Annotated in this window: 10 protein-coding genes and 2 tRNA genes; 7 read left to right on the top strand and 5 right to left on the bottom strand. The window is 67.7% G+C overall.

What is annotated here, in order from left to right:
- Positions 1 to 37: 37 nt before the first annotated feature.
- From lon to APZ15_RS14555, 3 genes are all read left to right on the top strand, one after another.
- Positions 38 to 2,461, top strand: a complete 2,424-nt coding sequence (gene lon / locus APZ15_RS14565) for an endopeptidase La (protein WP_011352361.1) — start codon at positions 38 to 40, stop codon at positions 2,459 to 2,461.
- A 204-nt stretch (positions 2,462 to 2,665) separates the two neighbouring features.
- Positions 2,666 to 2,741: transfer RNA gene (locus APZ15_RS14560), tRNA-Val, on the top strand.
- 23 nt (positions 2,742 to 2,764) lie between these two features.
- Positions 2,765 to 2,841 (top strand) — tRNA-Asp (locus tag APZ15_RS14555).
- A 228-nt stretch (positions 2,842 to 3,069) separates the two neighbouring features.
- On the opposite strand, the gene APZ15_RS14550 is transcribed toward APZ15_RS14555, so the two are convergent.
- Complete coding sequence (locus APZ15_RS14550) at positions 3,070 to 4,461, bottom strand: DUF1254 domain-containing protein (protein ID WP_049096411.1); 1,392 nt, start codon at positions 4,459 to 4,461, stop codon at positions 3,070 to 3,072.
- 602 nt (positions 4,462 to 5,063) lie between these two features.
- Between APZ15_RS14550 and APZ15_RS14545 the strand changes: the two genes are divergently transcribed.
- Complete coding sequence (locus APZ15_RS14545; protein ID WP_027787159.1) at positions 5,064 to 6,998, top strand: SurA N-terminal domain-containing protein; 1,935 nt, start codon at positions 5,064 to 5,066, stop codon at positions 6,996 to 6,998.
- A gap of 72 nt (positions 6,999 to 7,070) precedes the next feature.
- On the opposite strand, the gene APZ15_RS14540 is transcribed toward APZ15_RS14545, so the two are convergent.
- Positions 7,071 to 7,745, bottom strand: coding sequence for an arylesterase (locus APZ15_RS14540; protein WP_027787160.1), 675 nt, complete (start codon positions 7,743 to 7,745; stop codon positions 7,071 to 7,073).
- On the opposite strand from APZ15_RS14540, the gene APZ15_RS14535 reads away from it, so the two are divergent.
- Positions 7,744 to 8,457 (top strand): ABC transporter ATP-binding protein, encoded by a 714-nt coding sequence (locus APZ15_RS14535; protein WP_021163968.1) that lies wholly within the window; start codon positions 7,744 to 7,746, stop codon positions 8,455 to 8,457. The two genes, APZ15_RS14540 and APZ15_RS14535, sit on opposite strands and share 2 nt — an antisense overlap.
- Positions 8,458 to 8,534: 77 nt before the next feature.
- Here the strand turns inward: APZ15_RS14535 and pgi are convergent, their stop codons facing one another.
- The 3 genes from pgi to APZ15_RS14520 form a co-directional block, all read right to left on the bottom strand.
- Entirely contained in the window at positions 8,535 to 10,157 is a 1,623-nt protein-coding gene (gene pgi / locus APZ15_RS14530; protein ID WP_027787161.1) for a glucose-6-phosphate isomerase, read from the bottom strand.
- Between the two features lie 111 nt (positions 10,158 to 10,268).
- Complete coding sequence (locus APZ15_RS14525; protein WP_027787162.1) at positions 10,269 to 11,813, bottom strand: NAD(P)H-hydrate dehydratase; 1,545 nt, start codon at positions 11,811 to 11,813, stop codon at positions 10,269 to 10,271.
- 63 nt (positions 11,814 to 11,876) lie between these two features.
- On the bottom strand, positions 11,877 to 13,178 hold the full coding sequence (locus tag APZ15_RS14520; protein WP_027787163.1) for an FAD-dependent oxidoreductase: 1,302 nt from the start codon (positions 13,176 to 13,178) through the stop codon (positions 11,877 to 11,879).
- A gap of 331 nt (positions 13,179 to 13,509) precedes the next feature.
- Between APZ15_RS14520 and purL the strand changes: the two genes are divergently transcribed.
- Positions 13,510 to 17,574 (top strand): phosphoribosylformylglycinamidine synthase, encoded by a 4,065-nt coding sequence (purL, locus tag APZ15_RS14515; RefSeq protein ID WP_027787164.1) that lies wholly within the window; start codon positions 13,510 to 13,512, stop codon positions 17,572 to 17,574.
- Between the two features lie 5 nt (positions 17,575 to 17,579).
- On the top strand, positions 17,580 to 18,125 hold the full coding sequence (locus APZ15_RS14510) for a GNAT family N-acetyltransferase (protein ID WP_034195869.1): 546 nt from the start codon (positions 17,580 to 17,582) through the stop codon (positions 18,123 to 18,125).
- Positions 18,126 to 18,218 lie beyond the last annotated feature (93 nt).

The following is an 18,218-nucleotide window of genomic DNA, read 5'->3' as shown; positions in this document are numbered from 1 at the left end:
ATTACCGAACAATTGATTCCACTCATGGGGAAATGAAATGTCAGGCACCCAACTTCTTCCGCCGGAACGCATCACGCTCCCGCTGCTGCCGCTGCGGGATGTCGTCGTTTTCCCGCACATGGTCATTCCGCTCTTCGTGGGCCGGCCGAAATCGATCAAGGCCCTCGAAGCAGCGATGGAAGGCGGCAAGCACATCATGCTTGTCGCCCAGAAAACCGCAGCCAAGGACGAACCGACCGAAAAGGACATGTACGAGGTCGGTTGTATCGCCAACATCCTGCAGATGCTGAAGCTGCCGGACGGCACCGTGAAGGTGCTCGTCGAGGGCCTGCAGCGCGCGAAGGCGTTGTCGATCGAAGAGCAGGAAACGCAATTCTCCTGCGAAGTGATGCCGCTCGAGCCCGATCACGCCGACAGCGCTGAAACGGAAGCGCTGCGCCGCGCGATCGTGTCGCAGTTCGACCAGTACGTGAAGCTGAACAAGAAGATCCCGCCGGAGATCCTCACGTCGCTGTCGGGCATCGACGAAGCGGGCCGCCTCGCCGACATGATCGCCGAGCGCCTGCCGCTGAAGCTCGACCAGAAGCAGCACATCCTCGAGATGTTCCCGGTCATCGAGCGCCTCGAGCACCTGCTCGCGCAGCTCGAAGCCGAGATCGACATCCTGCAGGTCGAAAAGCGCATCCGCGGGCGCGTGAAGCGCCAGATGGAAAAGAGCCAGCGCGAGTACTACCTGAACGAGCAGGTCAAGGCGATCCAGAAGGAACTGGGCGAAGGCGAAGAGGGTGCGGATCTCGAGGAGCTCGAGAAGCGCATCAACGCCGCGCGCATGCCGAAGGAAGCGAAGAAGAAGGCCGACGCCGAGCTGAAGAAGCTGAAGCTGATGTCGCCGATGTCGGCGGAAGCCACCGTCGTGCGCAACTACATCGACACGCTGATCGGCCTGCCGTGGCGCAAGAAGAGCAAGGTCAACAACGACCTGTCGAACGCCGAGCAGGTGCTCGACGAAGATCACTTCGGCCTCGAGAAGGTGAAGGAACGCATCCTCGAGTATCTCGCGGTGCAACAGCGCGTGGACAAGGTCAAGGCGCCGATCCTGTGCCTCGTCGGGCCCCCGGGCGTCGGCAAGACCTCGCTCGGCCAGTCGATCGCCCGTGCGACGAACCGCAAGTTCGTCCGGATGGCGCTCGGCGGCGTGCGTGACGAAGCCGAGATCCGCGGCCACCGTCGTACGTATATCGGTTCGATGCCGGGCAAGATCCTGCAGAGCCTCACGAAGGTCGGCGTGCGCAATCCGCTCTTCCTGCTCGACGAAGTCGACAAGATGGGCATGGATTTCCGCGGCGATCCGTCGTCGGCGCTGCTCGAGGTGCTCGATCCGGAACAGAACCACACGTTCGCCGACCACTACATCGAAGTCGACTTCGACCTGTCGGACGTGATGTTCGTCGCGACGTCGAACTCGCTGAACATCCCGCCGCCGCTGCTCGACCGGATGGAAGTGATCCGTCTGTCGGGCTACACGGAAGACGAGAAGGTCAGCATTGCCCAGCGTTACCTGCTGCCGAAGCAGAAGAAGAACAACGGGCTGAAGGAAGGCGAGATCGAGGTCACCGAGCAGGCGATCCGCGACATCATCCGCTACTACACGCGCGAAGCCGGTGTGCGTTCGCTCGAGCGGGAAGTGTCGAAGATTTGCCGCAAGGTCGTGAAGATGCTGCTGCTGAAGAAGGCATCGGGCGCGATCAAGGTCGACGGCGAGAACCTCGATACCTTCCTCGGCGTGCGCAAGTACGACTTCGGCCTCGCGGCGAAGGAAAACCAGGTCGGTCAGGTGACGGGCCTCGCGTGGACGGAAGTCGGTGGCGATCTGCTGACGATCGAAGCCGCGGTGATGCCGGGCAAGGGCAACGTGATCCGCACGGGTTCGCTCGGCGACGTGATGAAGGAGTCGGTCGAGGCGGCACGTTCGGTCGTGCGCTCGCGTTCGCGGCGTCTGGGCATCAAGGACGAAGCGTTCGAGAAGCAGGACATCCACATCCACGTGCCGGAAGGTGCGACGCCGAAGGACGGTCCGTCCGCCGGGGGTGCGATGACGACCGCGCTGGTGTCGGTGCTGACGGGTATCCCGGTGCGTGCCGATGTCGCGATGACGGGCGAAATCACGCTGCGTGGTGAAGTCCTGCCGATCGGCGGCCTGAAGGAGAAGCTGCTCGCAGCGCATCGCGGTGGCATCAAGCTCGTGCTGATCCCGGAAGAGAACGTCAAGGATCTCGCCGAGATTCCGGACAACGTGAAGAACGCGATCGAGATCGTGCCGGTCCGCTGGATCGACAAGGTGCTTGAACTCGCGCTCGAGCGTTCGCCGACCCCGCTGCCGCCGGAAGAAGAGGCGAAGGCGGCGGCACCGGTCGCCGATGCGGCGAAGGATGCCGGCTCGACGGAATTCGTCAAGCACTGAGCATCGGAGCGCCGTTCTTTCTGACGGTTGTTCACGAAACCCGCGGCCTGGCCGCGGGTTTTTTTATGCGTCCCGGAATCGTATGCGCGAGCGTGGAAAATATTCGCGTCGGGGCTTTGCAAAATGATCGGGGATGAATTAAACTTGCGGGCTCGCTGGTTGTTGATGCCGAAACGCAGATCGCAGCCAGAACGAATCGGAAACGGGTGCTTAGCTCAGCTGGTAGAGCGGCGCCCTTACAAGGCGTAGGTCGGGGGTTCGAACCCCTCAGCACCCACCAGTTTCCAGATTCAGCCAGACCAAGGAGCGGTAGTTCAGTCGGTTAGAATACCGGCCTGTCACGCCGGGGGTCGCGGGTTCGAGTCCCGTCCGCTCCGCCAAACAAACAACAATGCCCGCCTCGTGCGGGCATTGTTGTTTTTGCGTTCGGTTTGCGCCAGATCCCGGGCGCAAACCGAACGCAAAAACGGCGGGGGAAATCGTCTGCGCGGCCTCCGGGGCGCGCCGCCGTCAGAACGGAAAACCCGCGACCGCTTGAACGCGGTCGCGGGTTTTTCATGCTTTCTCGCCGCAGAGGCGCCGGTTTTTCCGGCTCGCGCGGGGCGGTATTACTGAACGCGTATTACCGGCGGCAACTTGTAGGTTCCGTTCAGGAGCGGGGCGTCCGGCAAGTAGGTGCGCAGCGTCAGATTGAACGCGCCGGCAGGAGCCGGCAGCCAGTTGCTGGCGGGTACGCCCGCGGGTCGCACATGGCTGATGGTGAGCACGAGCGAGCCGTCGTTCGCGAACTGAAAGTTCGACGCCGGATAGGACAGCGCATAGATTCGATCGGGATTCGGATAAAAGAAAGCCTGAGCCTGGTTCGTGCCGGCGTACAGCGTCAATGACCAGAAGGCGCGAGCCGGAGGAAGCTGTCCCGCCGGGAACGTCATCTGATAGACGCCGTTGCCGTCGTAATTCGCCCCCGACGTGTTCGCCGCTCCCGTACTGGTGTAGTAGATCGCTTCGCTGCCGGGCAGCGCACCGAGGCCGTTCAGCGCAACGCGCGCCCGTAGCGTGTATTGGGTTCCATAGTTGCCGACGTTGGCCGGGCCGCCTGTCCAGCCATTTGCGTCGGTACTCGTCTGGGCAGCGGCTTGCTGCGTTCCGCCGCCCGTCAGACTCGCCAGCGCCTCTGCCGCGCCTGCGTCGATCGATGCGACGTCGGCAGACGACGCGTTGAAAGTCTGCGCCGGGCCTATACCTGTCACGTCGAGTGCGTTCGTCGCCTCGGCCGTATCCTGCGGCGTCGGCGGACTCTTTTTCAAGAGCCGGTTCACGTACTGAAAATAAGATGGCCAGTTGGCATAACCGGGCGGCTTTTGCGTGTCCACGCTGTCCCACGCAGCGGCACCGGTTCCAGCGGGGCGCGACACGACCAGTTGATTCTGAACGGCCCACGCGGCGGGGTAATCGTTCGCATCGCTCACGTAAGTCCGCGCCAACGCCCACACCGCGTTGGTCGACGAACGGAGCACGGTGACGCCTGCCGGGGCCGTTCCCTGCCAGTTCGGCCCCACGACCCAAAAGACCTTCGCGACACCGTTGTCGGCGCTCGTGCCGCGAATCGCGAAGTTGTTCGTATAGGCGTCCATCAGCGCGAGGGAAAAGTAGCGGGTGCCGCTGGCAGGCGTGTCGATCTGAACGGGGCCGGCGTCCAGTTGAAGCATGGCGACGGAATACAGCGTGTCGTGATTGGGCTTCGTCACCGAGGTGGACGAAGCGTCGGACAGCTGGCGACTGTGCACAAACGTATTCGGCGCAAGGCCCTGAGCGATGTAGCTCTGTCGGGTTGCGTAGAACTGGTACAGCGGAATCGTGAATAGCGTGGCACTGTTTGCGGCATTTTTCGTCGCGACGGGCGAAACGCCCGAGCTATCGACACTTTCCCCATTGCAGCCCGCCAGAAGGCCGACCGAGGCAGCGAATGCGACGAGGCGCGCGTGGTGAAGAAAACTCATCGAGTGGTGCGGTAGGGTTGAATGGTCGAATGGGCCGCACCCGTTCATCGTTTCGTCGACGAGCGTGGCACGGATTGCACGGCGCGAAAAGCGTATCCGGCTTGCGATGCGGCACGAACGATCTATTTTCGATATGCAAAGTCCGACGACTCGTTAGGGCGGTGTCGACCGATCGGCATCGTGCGGTTGATTCTTGTCGCCTTTCCGGTCGTCACGTTTCTCGCGGCCCATGCCGGGACGTACATCCCGGGCTTGTGCCGTGTGCTCCCGTGTCGGGCGCCTTCCGTTGGCTCGATTCGCGGCCCCGGCGGTGCCGTGCGGTCGTCGGCGCGAATGACGCCAGCCCCGCATTAGGCAAGCCGCTCCGCGAACGAGTGATCGTGTGCTGCCGCGAGCCTGGGCGGCCGCGGTGGGGGCGATCATTGGGCGAGCTGCTTTCCGAACTTCGCGAGGAGAGGCGGGTGACGGTGCGTGGTCGGTTCTGAAAGACGGGTATTTTTGCCTGTACTCCCGGTGGCGATCGCCGCGGGCGCCGCCGCTTTTCTCCCGTTCCACCCCGTATGTTGTAATATCGGGCGTTTTGTCCAATTTTCCCGTCACGCATGCTCGATTTCTTCCGTAATCACCAGCGCCTGATGATGGCGCTCCTGCTCCTGATCGTGTTGCCGGGGCTGGGTTTCGTCGGGATCCAAGGCTTCCGCGGCTTCTTCGACGATAGTGCGAACGTCGCGGCAGTCAACGGGCACAAGATCACGCGGGTCGAATTCGACGGCGCGTTCCGCCAGCAGATCGACCAGGCGCGCCAGGCACTCGGCGGGCAGTTCGACATCAAGATGTTCGATACGCCCGAGCACCGCAAGCAGGTGCTCGACGGCCTGATCCAGCAACGCGTGCTGGCCGACGAGACCCAACGTCTGCACCTGACCGCATCGGACAACGCCGTGCGCGACGCATTGATGAGCGATCCGATGATCGCGTCGCTGAAGAAGCCCGACGGGTCGATCGACGTCGAGCGCTATGCGCAGCTGCTGTCGTTCCAGGGGATGACGCCCGAGCAGTATCAGGAGCGCGTGCGCTACAGCCTCGCGCTGCAGCAGATTCCGGCCAGCATCGTGTCGAGCGCGTTCACGCCGAAGAGCCTCGCGCAACGTCTGTCCGAACTCGCCGCGCAGCAGCGCGAAGTGCAGGCGCTCGTGCTGAAGACGAGCGACTTCGCCGCAAAGGTCCAGCCGACCGACGCGCAGCTCACCGCGTACTACGACGCGCACAAGCAGAGCTTCGCGACGCCGGAGACCGCGACGATCCAGTACCTCGTCTATTCGCCGGCGGCAGCGGCCGCGAGCGCGCAGCCGACCGACGCGGACATCAAGAAGTTCTACGACGACAACCCGACGCACTTCCGCACCGAAGCGCAGGTGCGCGTGAGCCACATCTTCATCGCCGCACCGGGCAGCGCAAGCGCGGCCGACAAGACTGCAGCGAAGACGAAGGCCGAGCAACTGCTTGCCGACGTGAAGGCGCACCCGGACCAGTTCGCGCAGATCGCGCAGAAGGACTCGCAGGATGCGCCGTCGGCCGCGAAGGGCGGCGACCTCGGTTTCATCACGCGCGGTTCGACGGCGGGCGGCAAGGCGTTCGACGATGCCGCGTTCGCGCTCAAGCAAGGCGATGTGAGCGGTGTCGTGCAGTCGGATCTGGGCTTCCACATCCTGAAGGCAACGGAAGTGAAGCCGGCGGCTGTCAAGCCGTTCGCGGAAGTGAAGGACCAGATCGCAGTCGACCTGAAGCAGCAGTACGCATCGAAGGCGTTCACGGACAACGCGGAAGGCTTCACGTCCACCGTCTACGAAAAAGCGAAGACGCTGCAGCCGGCTGCGGACAAGTACAAGCTGACGATCCAGACGGCTACCGTCACGCCGACGCCGAATCCGCAGTTGCCGCCGACGAGCCCGCTGAACAATCCGAAGTTCCTGGCCGCCGTGTTCGCAAACGACTCGGTGAAGAACCAGAACAACACGCAGGCGATCGACGTCGGCAACAACACGCTGATCTCGGCGCGTGTGACCGACTACAAGCCGGCTGCCGTGCCCGCGCTCGACGCGATCAAGGACGTCGTGCGCCAGAAGGTGGTCGCCGAGCAGGCTGCCGAACTCGCGAAGAAGGACGGCGCGGCGAAGCTGGCCGAACTGCAGAAGTCGAAGTCGACCGACGGGTTCGCGGCCGCGCAGAAGGTATCGCGTACGCAGTCGCAGGGCCTGACGCCGGCTGCGCTGAGCGCCGTCTACAAGGTCGATGCGAAGACGCTGCCGGCCTACGTCGGTGTCGATCTCGGCGCGGACGGCTATGCGATCTATCGCGTGAACGCGGTGATCCCGGGTTCGGCGGTCGATCCGCAGCAACTGGCGGCCGCGCAGCAGCAGATGGCGCAGGTCGACGCGCAGAGCGAAGGCGAAGCGTATCTCGCCGCGCTGCGCGATCGCTCGAAGGTGAAGCTGTACGGCTCGACGGCCAGCCAGTCGCCGGACGGCGACAACTGAGCATCGTTTCGCCCGCAACAAAAAGCCCCGCTTCACGCGGGGCTTTTTGCTTTCCGGCGGGGCGAGGCGGCGTCAGCCGCGCGGCTTGCCGAGCAGCGGTTTCAGCGCCGGCCAGACGTTGTCGAGCAGAATGCCCTGGGCCTGCTGCGCTGGATGCATCTGGTCGGCCTGGAACATCTCGGGCTTGTTCTCGATGCCGGCCAGCAGGAACGGCACGAGCGGCACGCCGAGATCCTTCGACAGCCGCGTATAGACGGCGTGGAACTTCTGCGTGTAGTCCGGGCCGTAGTTGGGCGGCACGTACATGCCGACCAGCACGACCCTGGCCCGCGCTTGCCGCGCACCGGCGATGATGTCGCGCAGGTTCTGTTCGGTCGTCGCGAGCGGCACGCCGCGCAGCGCATCGTTCGAGCCGAGCTCGACGACGACGATCGACGGCTTGAGCCGCTGCAGCACCGCAGGCAGCCGCGCGCGGCCGCCGCTGGTGGTGTCGCCGCTGACGCTGGCGTTCGCGACGCTATAATCGATTCGCTCGGTCGTGAGCCGTTGCCGCAGCAACGCCACCCAGCCGGTGTCGCGCGGCAGCCCGTATTCGGCCGACAGGCTGTCGCCGAGCACGACGATCACGGGCTGGCCCGATGTCGCGGCCGGTGTCGTCGCGGCGCGTGCGGGCACGGCGGCGGCCAGCAGCGTACCCAGCAGCGCGGCGATCGCCGCGCGTCTTTTCCAGCGAAATGTCGTGTCCATGTTCAAGATTACCGATCCGATCATCGAAGTCCATGACGTGTGCAAGCGGGTCGCCGACGCAACCGGCGAGCTGACGATCCTCGACGGCATCACGCTCGCCGTGCGGCCGGGCAGCAGTCTCGCGATCGTCGGTGCGTCGGGGTCAGGTAAATCGACGCTGCTCGGCCTGCTTGCGGGGTTGGACAGCGCGACGAGCGGCACGGTTCGCCTGCTCGGTCGCGCGCTCGACCAGCTCGACGAGGACGCGCGCGCGGCGCTGCGCAACGGCGCAGTCGGGTTCGTATTCCAGTCGTTCCAGTTGATGCCGCACCTGACGGCGCTCGAGAACGTGATGCTGCCGCTCGAACTGCAGGGCGGCATCAGTGCGCGCGATGCCGCCGATCGCGCCCGGGCGCTGCTCGTGCAGGTCGGTCTCGGCGAGCGCACCGCGCATTATCCGAAGCTGTTGTCCGGCGGCGAGCAGCAGCGCGTCGCGCTTGCGCGCGCATTCGTCACGCGCCCGGCGATCCTCTTCGCCGACGAGCCGACCGGCAGCCTCGATGCGGCCACGGGCCATGCGGTCATTGACCTGATGTTCGAACTGAACCGCACGAACGGTGCAACGCTCGTGCTCGTCACGCACGATGCCGAACTGGCACGCCGCTGCGCGACGACGGTGACGCTCGACGCCGGGCGCATCGTCGAGCCGCGCGCGGCGCAGCGCAACGGCTGAATGCTTTTGCCGGCCGCGCGGCGTGCGCCGAGCGGCCGGCATGGGCATGACGCCGCTGCGTCAGTGCCTCAAACGCCTCAGCGCTTCAACGCCGCGCGGGCGCGCTCGATCAGCGCGGTGGTCGACGAGTCGTGCTTCGCCGGATCGACCGACTCGGCCGACAGGTCGGCTTCCACCACCTTGCCGAGAATCTTGCCGAGCTCGACGCCCCACTGGTCGAACGGATTGATGTCCCACACCGTTGCCTGCACGAGCACCTTGTGTTCGTACAGCGCGATCAGCGCGCCGAGCGTGCGCGGCGTCAGCGCATCGACGAGCAGCGTCGTCGTCGGGCGGTTGCCCGGGAACGTCAGGTGCGGCGCGAGCGCCTCCTTGCCCGGCCCCGCGACCTTGCGTGCTTCCTCCAGCGTGCGGCCGAGCATCAGTGCCTCGCTCTGCGCGAAGCAGTTCGCGAGCAGCTTCGGGTGGTGGCTCGCGAGCGGATGCTCGGGCGTCAGCACCGCGATGAAGTCGATCGGCACGATCGTCGGCCCCTGGTGCAGCATCTGGAAGAACGCATGCTGGCCGTTGGTGCCCGGCTCGCCCCACGTGACGGCCGACGTCGGGTAGTCGACGAAGGTGCCGTCCAGGCGCGCGGATTTGCCGTTGCTTTCCATTTCGAGCTGCTGCAGGTACGACGGCAGGTAGTGCAGCGCTTCCGAATACGGCGCGACGAGATAGCTCTGCGAACCGAAGAAATTCCGGTACCAGATGCCGATCAGGCCGAGCAGCACGGGCAGGTTGCGCTCGAGCGGCGCCTCGCGGAAATGACGGTCCATGTCGTTCGCGCCGGCCAGCAGCTCGTCGAACTGCTCGGGGCCGATCGCGATCATGATCGACAGCCCGACCGCCGACCACAGCGAATAGCGGCCGCCGACCCAGTCCCACATTTCAAACACGTTGTCCGCGGCGATGCCGAACTTCACGACTTCGGCCGGGTTTGCCGACACGCCGACGAAGTGCTTTGCAAGCGCGTCCTCGGGGCAGCCGCGCGCGACGAACCAGTCGCGCAGCGAGCGTGCGTTCGTCATCGTCTCGAGCGTCGTGAAGGTCTTCGACACGATGATCGCGAGCGTTTCCTCGGGATCGACCTGTTCGAGCACGCGTGCGAGATCGGCGCCGTCGACGTTCGACACGAAGTGCGTGGCAATTTCGGGCGTCGCGACGTGGTGCAGCGCGTGCACGACCATCTTCGGCCCGAGATCGGAGCCGCCGATGCCGATGTTGATCACGTGGCGGATGCGTTTGCCGGTGTAGCCCGTCCAGGTGCCGCTGCGCACGGCGCGAGCGAACGTCGCCATCTTCGCGCGCTCGGCGCTCACCTGCGCGTGGAACGGCGCTTGCGGATCGGTCGCGCGCAGCGCGGTGTGCAGGGCGGCACGGCCTTCGGTCGGGTTCACGATTTCGCCCGCGAACATCGCGTCGCGGCGCGCCTCGACACCCGCGTCGCGCGCGAGCTGGACGAGCAGGCGCAGCGTTTCGTCGTTGATGCGGTTCTTCGAGAAATCGGCCGCGAGACCGCCGCCCGGAATCGTGAAGCGTTCGGCGCGGGTCGGCGCGTGGTCGTGTTCCGGCGCGAACCAGTCGCGCAGACGGGCGTGACGGATCTGTTCGAAGTGGGATTGAAGGGCAGTCCAGGCGGGGAGCGAATTCAGCGTCATGGCGGTTCGAGTGAAGCGTGAATCGGGAGGAATGCCGCGCCGGCTCATCGGGATCGGAAGGCCGGCGGACGAGAGGGCCCGCCGTGCGGCGGGGCAGTCAGTATAGCGGCGTTATGTGTCGGCGCGCGGCGACGCATAAAAAAGGCGATTGACCAGCGTGCGGACCATCGGCGCGAGTTCGCCTGCCGTGAGTCCGGCCGGGCCGGTTCCGTTCGCGGTCAGCGTGTCGGCCGCGAGGCCGTGCAGGTAGACGCCTGCCAGCGCCGCTTCGTACGGCGCGACGCGTTGCGCGAGCAGCGCGCCGATCAGGCCGCCGAGCACGTCGCCGGTGCCGCCCGTGGCGAGCGCCGCGTTGCCGGTCGGGTTGATCGTCATGCGGCCGTCGGGCGCCGCAATCACCGTGCCCGAGCCTTTCAGCACGACGATGGCCGCATAACGTGACGCGAGCGCCTGCGCGGCCACGAGGCGGTCGCGCTGAATCGCCGCCGTGTCGCAGCCGAGCAGCCGCGCGGCCTCGAGCGGATGCGGCGTCAGCACGCACGGATAACCGCGCGCACCGCGCGTGGCGACGGCGGCCGCGAGATCCGCATGCGTCGCGACGAGGTTCAGCGCGTCGGCATCGAGCAGCGTTGCGGCGTCGTGGGCAAGCACGTCGCGCACGAGCGTCGCCGCGGCCTCGCGCGTGCCCAGCCCGCAGCCTGCGGCGATGGCGGTCATCGCGCCGGGGTCGAGGGTGTCGGCCGCGTGCAGCATCAGTTCGGGGAACGGCGGATCGTACGGCGGCGCGCCGGTGCCGAGGAAGCCGACATGCACCTTGCCGGCACCGGCGAACAGCGCGGCGCGCGCGGCCAGGATCGGCGCGCCGCACATGCCGGTGTCGCCGCCGAGTACCGCGAGGCTGCCGTACGTGCCCTTGTGGGACGCGAATGCGCGCGCGGGCAGGGCGGCGGCGAACCGCGCGGGCGCGTTCAGTACGATGGCCGGCGCGGCGGGTGGCGCGACGTCGAGCGATTCGACGTCGATTGCGCCGGCGAGATCCCGGCCTTCGCCGGTGTAGAGGCCCGGCTTCGCGCCGATGAAAGTGAGCGTGTGGGTGGCGGCGACGGCGACGCCCGCGCCGACGATCTGGCCCGTATCGCTGTCGAGGCCGCTCGGCACGTCCAGCGCAAGCACGCGGCCGCCGCTGCGCGCATGCGCGGCGATGCGCGCGGCCTGCTCGGCGAACGCACCGTCGAGCGCGCGGCCGAGACCGATGCCGAACAGTCCGTCGACCACCCACGCATAGCCGTCCAGCGAAGCAGGCGGCGTGGCCGACAGCGGCACGCCGGCGGCGCGCGCGAGGCCGAGCGCCCATTGCGCGTCGTCGGGCTTCACCGGCACCGGCATCCACGCCTGGGTCGCGACGCCGAGCTGCTGGAGGTGCGCGGCGGCAACGAGCGCGTCGCCGCCGTTGTTGCCCGGGCCGACCGCGAACCACACGGGGCGGTCGTCGCCGGCCGCGCGTTCGGACAGCCAGCGCGCGGCGGCGGCGCCGGCGCGACCCATCAGCGTATGCGGCGGCAGCGCCGCGGCTGCGTCGGCTTCGGCCGCGCGCAGGTCGGCGACGCGCAGCAGCGCGATCGGAGCGGAATCGGGAAGCGGAAGGGTAACGGTCATCGCGGGGTCATCGCCGGGTCGCGGCGGCTGGCAAGGCGGCCGCCGGGGACGGGCCCGCGGCGGTCAGGTCGTGAAGCGCCCGGCGCTTAGCGCGGCGAGCGTGTCGGCGCGCCAGTGCTGCACGTCGCCGCCCAGGTAGTCGGTCACCACTTTAGCAGACCCGCATGCGAGCCCCCAGCCGGCCGGGCCGTGCCCGAAATTGACGAATACACGCGGATGCGGGGTCGGACCGACGACCGGCAGGCCGTCCGGCGACAGCAGTTGCGTGCCTTGCCAGGACAGCGCGGCCGAGATCCTCGCGGCACCGGGCACCCAGTCGTGGACGGCCTGGCCGAGCAACGCGAGCGCGGCCTCGGACAGCGGCTCGGCGAGCGGCTTAGCGGTGTCGGGCAGGCTCTGCAGCACGGCGCCGCCGCCGACGCGCAGCCGCTGGTGGGTGCGCGTGATCGAGATGCGCTTGATCGAATCGATGACGTTCAGGTGCGGCGCATGTTCTTCGTAGGCGACCGGCGCGGTCAGCGCATGGACCCGCACCGGGTGCAGCGGCAGGCGCCAGCCGAGGCGGTCGAGCAGCGGCAGGCTGCCGGCGCCGGCGGCGACCACGATCGCATCGGCGGAAATCACGTCGACGTCGCGGGCGTTCGACGCGTGGCGGTCGCCGGGCGGGACGAGCTCGACCGCGGCGCGGCCGTTGTCGACGCGGATCGCGGCGACTTCCGCGCCGAAGCGGAACTGCACGCCGTGCTCGTCGAGCGTCTGCTTGACCAGTTTCGCGAACAGCGGGCAATTCCCGGTGCGCTCGGTCTCGAGCAGCACGCCGCCGGCGAAACCGGGCTCGGCCGGCACCGACGGCTCGAGTGCCGCGCATTCGTCTGCGGAGAGCACGCGGTACGGCTGGTCGAGCGTGCGCAGCAGGTCGAGCGCGGGCTGCATCGCTTCCCAGTCGCGCGGATCGCGCACGACGTGCAGGATGCCGGGCTTCTGCTCGAACTCGAGCTCGAGGCGCGTCTCGATGTCGGCGAGCGCGTCGCGCGACGCGTCGATCAGCGGCCGCAGCCGCGTGTACTGCGCGGCGAACGCGTCGGGCTCGCGCAGCCTGCCGAGCTGCTTGACGAAGCGCCGTACGCCGCCGTTGAAGCCGGGCTTGTAGACGATGCCGCTGTCGCGCGGCTGGCGCTGGCGCATGAAGGTCGGGCCGAACCAGACGTCGAGCGGGCTCGGCAGCAGCGCGCCGCCGTCGCCGTAGGTCGCACCCTGCGCGACGGTCGCGTGGCGTTCGACCACGCATACGCGATGGCCGGCCGCGCGCAACTGGTAGGCGGTGGCGACGCCGCTGATTCCGCCGCCGATGACGATGACATCCATGGATTGCTTCGATGACGGGCGGCGCGCAGGCGCTGCCCGGTGAGAATTCGCTGAGGGCCCGGGCCCGGTGAACCCGGAATGATAGCGCCAAAATCGCGGGAGCCGGCGCCGGGGTGGCACGGGCCGTGCCGCCGAGCCGCGGCCGCCGGCTGCCGCGCCCGCGCGGGGCGGCCCGGCGGGCAGGCCGTGCGCGGTGGACATCGCGGCACCGATGCGGTGCATGCGGGTTGCCGATCGGCCGGTCTTGGGCGACCGACTTCCGGGTATAATTACGGCCTTCCTTTCGCCCCACGTCGCCACCTCGCGCGACTCATCGACGTCAGTCCAGCCCATGGCTCACTTCTCGTGTTTTCCCGGCGCTTCGGCCCTCTCCGATTTCCGTCAAACCCGTCTGCTCGACACGCTCAGGCAAATCGACGCCAACATCGTCGCGGTGCGCGGGCAGTTCCTGCACTTCGTCAATGCGGCCGAGCCGCTGTCGGCCGACGACAGCGCGCGTATCGACGCGCTGATGCACTACGGCGCGCCGTTCGAGCCGGCGGCCGAGAAGGGCACGACCGAGACCTTCGTCGTGCTGCCGCGTTTCGGCACGGTTTCGCCGTGGGCGAGCAAGGCGACCGACATCGCCCAGCACTGCGGCCTCACGCACGTGCGCCGCATCGAGCGCGGCGTCGAATTCACGGTCACGCTGAAGTCGGGCCTGCTCGGCGGCAAGAAGGCGCTGTCGGACGACGCGCGCGCGGCCGTCGCGGCCGCGCTGCATGACCGGATGACCGAAAGCGTGGTCGCGGCGCGCGACGACGCGCAGCACCTGTTCGACGAACTGCCGGCCAAGCCGCTCTCGACCGTCGACGTGCTGGGTATCGGCCGCGGCGCGCTCGAGCGCGCGAACGTCGAGCTGGGCCTCGCGCTCGCCGACGACGAGATCGACTACCTGGTCGACGCGTTCCGCAAGCTCGAACGCAACCCGACCGACGTCGAACTGATGATGTTCGCGCAGGCGAACAGCGAACACTGCCGCCACAAGATCTTCAATGCGCAGTGGACCATCGACGGCGAAGCGCAGGACATGTCGCTGTTCGCGATGATCCGCAACACCGAGAAGCTGAGCCCGCAGGGCACGATCGTCGCCTATTCGGACAACTCGTCGATCATGGTCGGCGCCGAAGCCGAACGCTGGTTCCCGCGCAACGCAGGCGCGGCCGGCGAGCCGGGCGAGCGCTACGGCCGCCACACCGAGCTCACGCACACGCTGATGAAGGTCGAGACGCACAACCACCCGACGGCGATCTCGCCGTTCCCGGGGGCGGCGACCGGCGCGGGCGGCGAGATCCGCGACGAAGGCGCGACGGGCCGCGGCGCGCGTCCGAAGGCCGGCCTGACGGGCTTCACCGTGTCGAACCTCGACCTGCCGGACGCCCGCCAGCCGTGGGAAAACGCGCGCGACGCCGCGCAGCCCGTCGGCGAGCGCAACCCGAACGACGCGCACGGCCCGTACGGCCGTCCGGATCGCATCGCGTCGCCGCTGCAGATCATGATCGACGGCCCGCTCGGCGGCGCCGCGTTCAACAACGAATTCGGCCGCCCGAACCTCGGCGGCTACTTCCGCGTGTACGAGCAGAACGTCGGCGGGAAGGTGCATGGTTATCACAAGCCGATCATGATCGCGGGCGGCCTCGGCAACATCGCGGATCAGCATACGCACAAGCACGACGTGCCGGCCGGCTCGCTGCTGATCCAGATCGGCGGCCCCGGCATGCGGATCGGGATGGGCGGCGGCGCCGCGAGCTCGATGGCGACCGGCGCGAACACGGCCGAGCTCGACTTCGACTCGGTGCAGCGCGGCAACCCGGAAATCGAACGTCGCGCACAGGAAGTGATCAACGGCTGCTGGCAGCTCGGCGCGGAAAACCCGATCCTGAGCATCCACGACGTCGGCGCGGGCGGCCTGTCGAACGCGTTCCCCGAGATCGTCGACGGCGCGGGCAAGGGCGCGCGCTTCGAGCTGCGCAAGGTCGCGCTCGAGGAATCGGGCCTGTCGCCGCGCGAAATCTGGTCGAACGAAGCGCAGGAGCGCTACGTGCTGGCGATCGCGCCGGCCGACCTGCCGCGTTTCGAGGCGATCTGCGCGCGTGAACGCTGCCCGTTCGCGGTGGTCGGTGTCGCGACCGACGAACGCCAGCTGAAGCTCGTCGACGACGAAGCGACGGGCGCCGACGAATACCCGGTCGACATGCCGATGGAAGTACTGCTCGGCAAGCCGCCGCGCATGCATCGCGACGTCACGCGCGTGACGACCGAGCGCGCGCCGGTCGACGTGACGGGCATCGCGCTGTCGGAAGTCGCGATCGACGTGCTGAAGCACCCGACGGTCGGCAGCAAGTCGTTCCTGATCACGATCGGCGACCGCTCGGTCGGCGGCACGTCGGTGCGCGACCAGATGGTCGGCCCGTGGCAGGTGCCGGTGGCCGACTGCGCGGTCACCGCGCTCGACTACGCGGGTTTCAAGGGCGAGGCGATGACGATGGCCGAGCGCACGCCGCTCGCGGTGATCGACGCGCCCGCATCGGGCCGCATGGCGGTCGGCGAGGCGATCACGAACATCGCGAGCGCGCCGATCGCGTCGCTCGACAAGCTGAAGCTGTCGGCGAACTGGATGGCCGCGTGCGGCACGGCCGGCGAGGACGCCGCGCTGTTCGACACGGTCAAGGCGATCGGCATGGAGCTGTGCCCGGCACTCGGGATCGGCATCCCGGTCGGCAAGGACTCGCTGTCGATGAAGACGAAGTGGGACGAGCAGGGCGTCGCGAAGGAAGTGGTGTCGCCGGTGTCGCTGATCATCTCCGCGTTCGCGCCGGTCGAGGACGTGCGCCGTCACCTGACGCCGCAACTGCGCCGCATCGCCGATGCGGGCGACAGCGTGCTGATCGCGATCGATCTCGGCCGCGGCAAGAACCGGATGGGCGGCAGCATCTTCGCGCAGGTCACGCAGCAGGTCGGCGACACGACGCCGGACGTCGACGATGCGGAAGACCTGAAGCGTTTCTTCAACGCGATCCAGTCGCTCAATGCGCAAGACAAGCTGCTCGCGTACCACGACCGCTCGGACGGCGGCCTGTGGGCGACGGTGTGCGAAATGGCGTTCGCGGGGCACGCGGGCGTGTCGCTGAACGTCGACATGCTGACGCTCGACCCGAATCACGAATCCGACTACGGCGACGCGAAGGACTGGGCGAAGCAGACGAGCGGCCGCCGCGAGGATCGCACGCTGCGCGCGCTGTTCTCCGAGGAACTGGGCGCTGTCGTGCAGGTGCGCGCGACCGACCGCGACGCGGTGCTGGGCGCGCTGCGCGAGTTCGGCCTGTCGGCGTGCTCGCACGTGATCGGCTCGGTCAACGATCGCGACGTGATCGAGGTGTACCGCGACGCGAAGAAGATTTTCGACGCACCGCGCGCCGAACTCCATCGTGCGTGGAGCGAAGTGAGCTGGCGCATCGCGCGCCTGCGCGACAACCCCGCGTGCGCGGATGCCGAATACGACGCGCTGCTGGACGTGGCCGACCCGGGCATCTCGCCGGTGCTGAGCTTCGATCCGGCCGACGACATCGCGGCGCCGTTCATCGCGACGGGCGCACGGCCGCGCGTCGCGATCCTGCGCGAGCAGGGCGTGAACTCGCATCTCGAAACGGCCTACGCGTTCGACCGCGCGGGCTTCGATGCGCACGACGTGCACATGAGCGACCTGCTGGCCGGCCGCGCGAATCTCGCCGATTTCGCGGGTGCGGTCGCATGCGGCGGCTTCTCGTACGGCGACGTGCTGGGCGCGGGCGAAGGCTGGGCGAAGACGATCCGCTTCAACGCGAATCTCGCCGACATGTTCTCGGCGTTCTTCGCGCGTCCCGACACGTTCGCGCTCGGCATCTGCAACGGCTGCCAGATGCTGTCGAGCATCTCGTCGATGATCCCGGGTGCGGAAGCCTGGCCGAAGTTCACGCGCAACAAGTCCGAGCAGTTCGAGGCGCGTTTCTCGTTCGTCGAAGTCGAGAAATCGCCGTCGATCTTCTTCGCGGGGATGGAAGGCTCGCGGATTCCGGTCGCGGTCGCGCACGGCGAAGGTTATGCGGACTTCTCGCAACAGGGCGACATCGACCGCGTCGCGGTCGCGATGCGCTTCGTCGACCACCGCGGCGAAGCAACCGAGCGTTATCCGTTCAACCCGAACGGCTCGCCGGCCGGCATCACGTCGGTCACGACGGCCGACGGCCGCTTCTCGGTGCTGATGCCGCACATGGAGCGCGTGCATCGTACGGTCGCGATGAGCTGGCACCCGGAAAGCTGGGGTGAAGCGAGCCCGTGGATGCGCGTGTTCCGCAACGCGCGCCGCTGGATCGGCTGATCGGGATGATGTTCGACCCGAACGCGCCGGTCGAGGTCGTCACGCTGCGCGACGAGCGCGCGAGCGAGGCCGACGCGATCGGCCGCGTGATCGTCGCCGCGTTCGCAGGCGAGCCGGAAGGCGGGCAGTTCGAACGACGGATCGTCGACACGTTGCGTGCGGACGGTGCGTTGAGCGTCTCGCTCGTCGCGGAACGCGACGGCCGCCTGATCGGGCACGTCGCGTTCTCGCCGGTGTCGATCGGCGGCGAGGCGCCCGGCAGCCGGGGCTGGTACGGGCTCGCGCCGCTCGCGGTGCTGCCCGACTGCCAGCGGCAGAGCATCGGCACGGGGCTGGTGCGCACGGGGCTCGACGCGTTGCGCCGCCTCGGTGCGCGCGGCTGCGTCCTGCTCGGGGAGCCCGCGTACTACACGCGTTTCGGCTTTGCGCCGTCCGGCGACATCGTGTTCCCGGGCGTACCGCCCGAGTATTTCCTTGCGCTGTCGCTCGACGACTCGGCGCCGCGGCCGTCAGGCGACGTTCGCTATCACGACGTGTTCCATCCCGCCTAAGTCTGCGGCGCGAGCCGATCAGGCATATGGCAAAGGCCGCTCTTCGGAGCGGCCTTTTCTTTGGTGGGAACGCCGCACATCGTGATGCGCTGG

Origin of the sequence: Burkholderia cepacia ATCC 25416 (genome assembly GCF_001411495.1) — a bacterium.
Classification (GTDB): Bacteria; Pseudomonadota; Gammaproteobacteria; order Burkholderiales; family Burkholderiaceae; genus Burkholderia; species Burkholderia cepacia.
The sequence above is the reverse complement of the archived record's forward strand: the minus strand, read 5'-3'. Positions and strand labels throughout refer to the sequence as shown.